The sequence below is a fragment of the Dietzia sp. UBA5065 genome (assembly GCA_002415925.1).
Lineage (GTDB): Bacteria > Actinomycetota > Actinomycetes > Mycobacteriales > Mycobacteriaceae > Dietzia.
The window spans coordinates 1-2,725 of record DIAZ01000013.1 but is presented as its reverse complement, the minus strand read 5'-3'; the positions used below and the strand labels follow the sequence as shown (position 1 = coordinate 2,725).

The window sequence follows — 2,725 nt, the reverse complement described above, 5'->3', positions numbered from 1 at the left end:
CCGAAAGAGCACTCCGGGCCGGTCGCCGCGTGGGTCGGCGGACTCGGCATACATGGCCCGGCGCACAACCTCAGCGCCGTCGCCCAGCGTCTTTTCGAGGAAGGCGGCCCGCTTTCGCCGTCCGACGCGGCCCGGGCCTATGGGCTGCTCACTGGAGACGAGCCATGCGGGGGCCGGCTTGAGCACCCGAGCGGTCACGAGTGAACCTGGACGGGCGTGCGGCCACTGCGGCCTCGGGTGGTCCAGACGAACAGACGTCCGGCGGCGTACACCGCGATCCCGACGATGGCGATGCCGAGCACCGCGCAGACCCAGTAGGCCAGGGTGGCATTCTGGCCGTCCGCGAAGCCGTAGTCGCCGAGCAGGGTGTGGCTCCAGAAGCCCGCGTAGCGCTCCATCCCGGCCGGTATGGCGTCCAGGCCAAGATCGGCGAGCGGCAGATCGTCCGGAGCGTTCTCACCGAAGGCGCCCCCCGGAGCGAGCAGGCCAAGCGGAGAGAGCGCGGCGAGCAGGACGACGAAACCCACGGCCACCCGCGCGGGGCTGAGCAGACCCGGGGGGCGGCTGGGGGTCGAGCTGGAGCTCGGTTCGCCGGAGAGGCCCGGGTGCGTCGCGGCGAGGGCCGATGGGTTGGCCCGCACGAGATATCCGAAGACCCCCGCCGTGAGCACGGCCTCGACGGGCCCGGCAACGATGACGTGGGCCAGCGCCATCGCGGGGATGGACTGGCTCAGGTGGTACGGAGAGTAGAGCGGCGCGCCGGCCGCGGTGTGGAAGAGGTCGGGTTGGATGCCGAGCTCGATGGCGGTCGCAAGGCCGGCGGCGTTGATTCCGACGAACCCGGCAAGGCCTGCGGCAACCACGCGGCGGGTCGCGGTCAACGCGCTCCTCCCCGCGATCAGCCGGTACCCGGCATACCCGACGAAGGGCATGAGGATGGCCATGTTCACCACATTGGCCCCGTAGGCCAGGACTCCGCCGTCGCCAAACAGCAACGCCTGGAACAGCAGGGCCACGGACACGGCGATGACCGCAGCCCACGGTCCCAGCACGATGGCAATGATCACCGCCCCGACTGCATGTGCGGTCGTCCCGTCCGGGATCGGGACGTTGAACATCATGACCAGGAAGCTCACCGCGGCGAACATCGCGAGCAGCGGCACCTGCTTCGTCCGCAGGACGGCTGAGACCCGCCGGGACGCAACCGCGAGGGTCGGAACGGCGACGGCATAGGCGGCTGCGCAGGTCTGCGGGGACAAGTACCCGTCCGGGATGTGCATCGTGGTGTCCTCCCTCGGCGCCGCGCTGTCGCTCGATACTCGATCCTAATGCAACAGATTCGCAACTGCCCCGGCTGAGGTTTGGTCGGCCGCCCGGTTCACCGCAGCACTGCACGGGCCGCACAGCCCCGAGAGCGCCGCGTGGGTGGGGTCCAGGACGAACTCGTACTCGTGTGCAAGTCGCTGCGCGGTGTGATCGAGGACATCGGGTGGAAGGTCCACGACGCGGCGGCATCTGCGGCACTGCGCGTGCGCGTGCGACCCGCTGCTGTCGACGAGATGGTATGCCGTCGCACCGTGGCCCAGGTGGACGTGCTGGACGATGCCGAGCCGGGCGAAGGTGTCGAGGGAGCGGTAGACGCTTGCCAGGTGGACGGCCGGGTCGATGTGGGTGACGAGGTCGGCGACCTCCTCGACGGTGAGGTGTCCGTCGGCATGGTGGAGGACGGTGAGGACGGCCCGACGCGGAGCTGTCATGCGCTCGCCCCGGTCGCGGAGCCGTCGACCGACCCGACTCAGGATCGACTCGAGTCCGCGCACCTCGGCCTCCGAGCTCGTCGATATGCCGCCAGCCGGTTGGTGCTCATCGCTGCCGTGCGCCACGAGAGCGATTGTGGCACCCGGTCGGACCCGCTGGTCAGGCGAGGGGAGCGCGCGGGCACTCGCCCATGTCTGTTCAAGCGCGGTAGGGCCCGGCGCCGACATGGAGTAACCCGGCCGGCCGCATAGGGCTGGCGTCGATCGCCGCGCCGAGAGCAAGGGGCCCGCTCATCGCCGCCGACCAGGGGGAACAAGGGCGGCATACGGAGAGTTGAGTCTGATGAACGCAACTTTGCGGAGTCTGAAGTTGACAACCTCAACCCAGGTTCCACACAGTTGAGTCCAGAACCATCAACCCAGGGCGCGACCACACCGGCGGGCCCACGCGACTCCTCAGGAGAACCACCATGGCACGTGCGGTCGGCATCGACCTCGGCACCACCAACTCGGCTGTCGCCGTCCTCGAGGGCGGGGAGCCGACCATTATCGCCAACGCGGAGGGCGGCCGGACCACCCCGAGCGTCGTCGCGTTCAGCAAGAACGGCGAGGTCCTCGTCGGCGAGATCGCCAAGCGTCAGGCGGTCACCAATGTCGAGCGGACCATCCGTTCGGTCAAGCGCCACATGGGCACGGACTGGAAGTCCGACGACATCGACGGCAAGCGCTACACCGCTCAGGAGATCAGCGCCCGCATCCTCATGAAGCTCAAGCGAGACGCGGAGGCCTACCTCGGCGAGACCGTGACCGACGCCGTCATCACGGTGCCGGCATACTTCAACGACGCCGAGCGGCACGCGACCAAGGAGGCCGGCGAGATCGCTGGACTCAACGTCCTGCGCATCATCAATGAGCCGACCGCGGCGGCCCTGGCCTACGGCCTCGACAAGGGCAAGGAGGACGAGCTC

At 69.1% G+C, this 2,725-nt stretch carries 4 protein-coding genes; 1 reads left to right on the top strand and 3 read right to left on the bottom strand.

The features are described from left to right. The 3 genes from B4M60_RS01150 to B4M60_RS01140 all read right to left on the bottom strand — a co-directional run. Window positions 1–198, bottom strand: a 198-nt coding sequence (locus B4M60_RS01150) for a hypothetical protein (RefSeq protein WP_291079528.1), incomplete at its 3' end; no start/stop codon positions are given. After that, entirely contained in the window at window positions 195–1,280 is a 1,086-nt protein-coding gene (gene cbiM / locus B4M60_RS01145; protein WP_291079527.1) for a cobalt transporter CbiM, read from the bottom strand. The genes cbiM and B4M60_RS01150, both read right to left, overlap by 4 nt. Before the next feature lie 45 nt (window positions 1,281–1,325). Beyond that, entirely contained in the window at window positions 1,326–1,757 is a 432-nt protein-coding gene (locus B4M60_RS01140; RefSeq protein WP_291079526.1) for a Fur family transcriptional regulator, read from the bottom strand. Between the two features lie 470 nt (window positions 1,758–2,227). Between B4M60_RS01140 and B4M60_RS01135 the strand changes: the two genes are divergently transcribed. After that, a partial coding sequence (locus B4M60_RS01135; RefSeq protein WP_291079525.1) for an Hsp70 family protein occupies window positions 2,228–2,725 on the top strand: 498 nt, incomplete at its 3' end.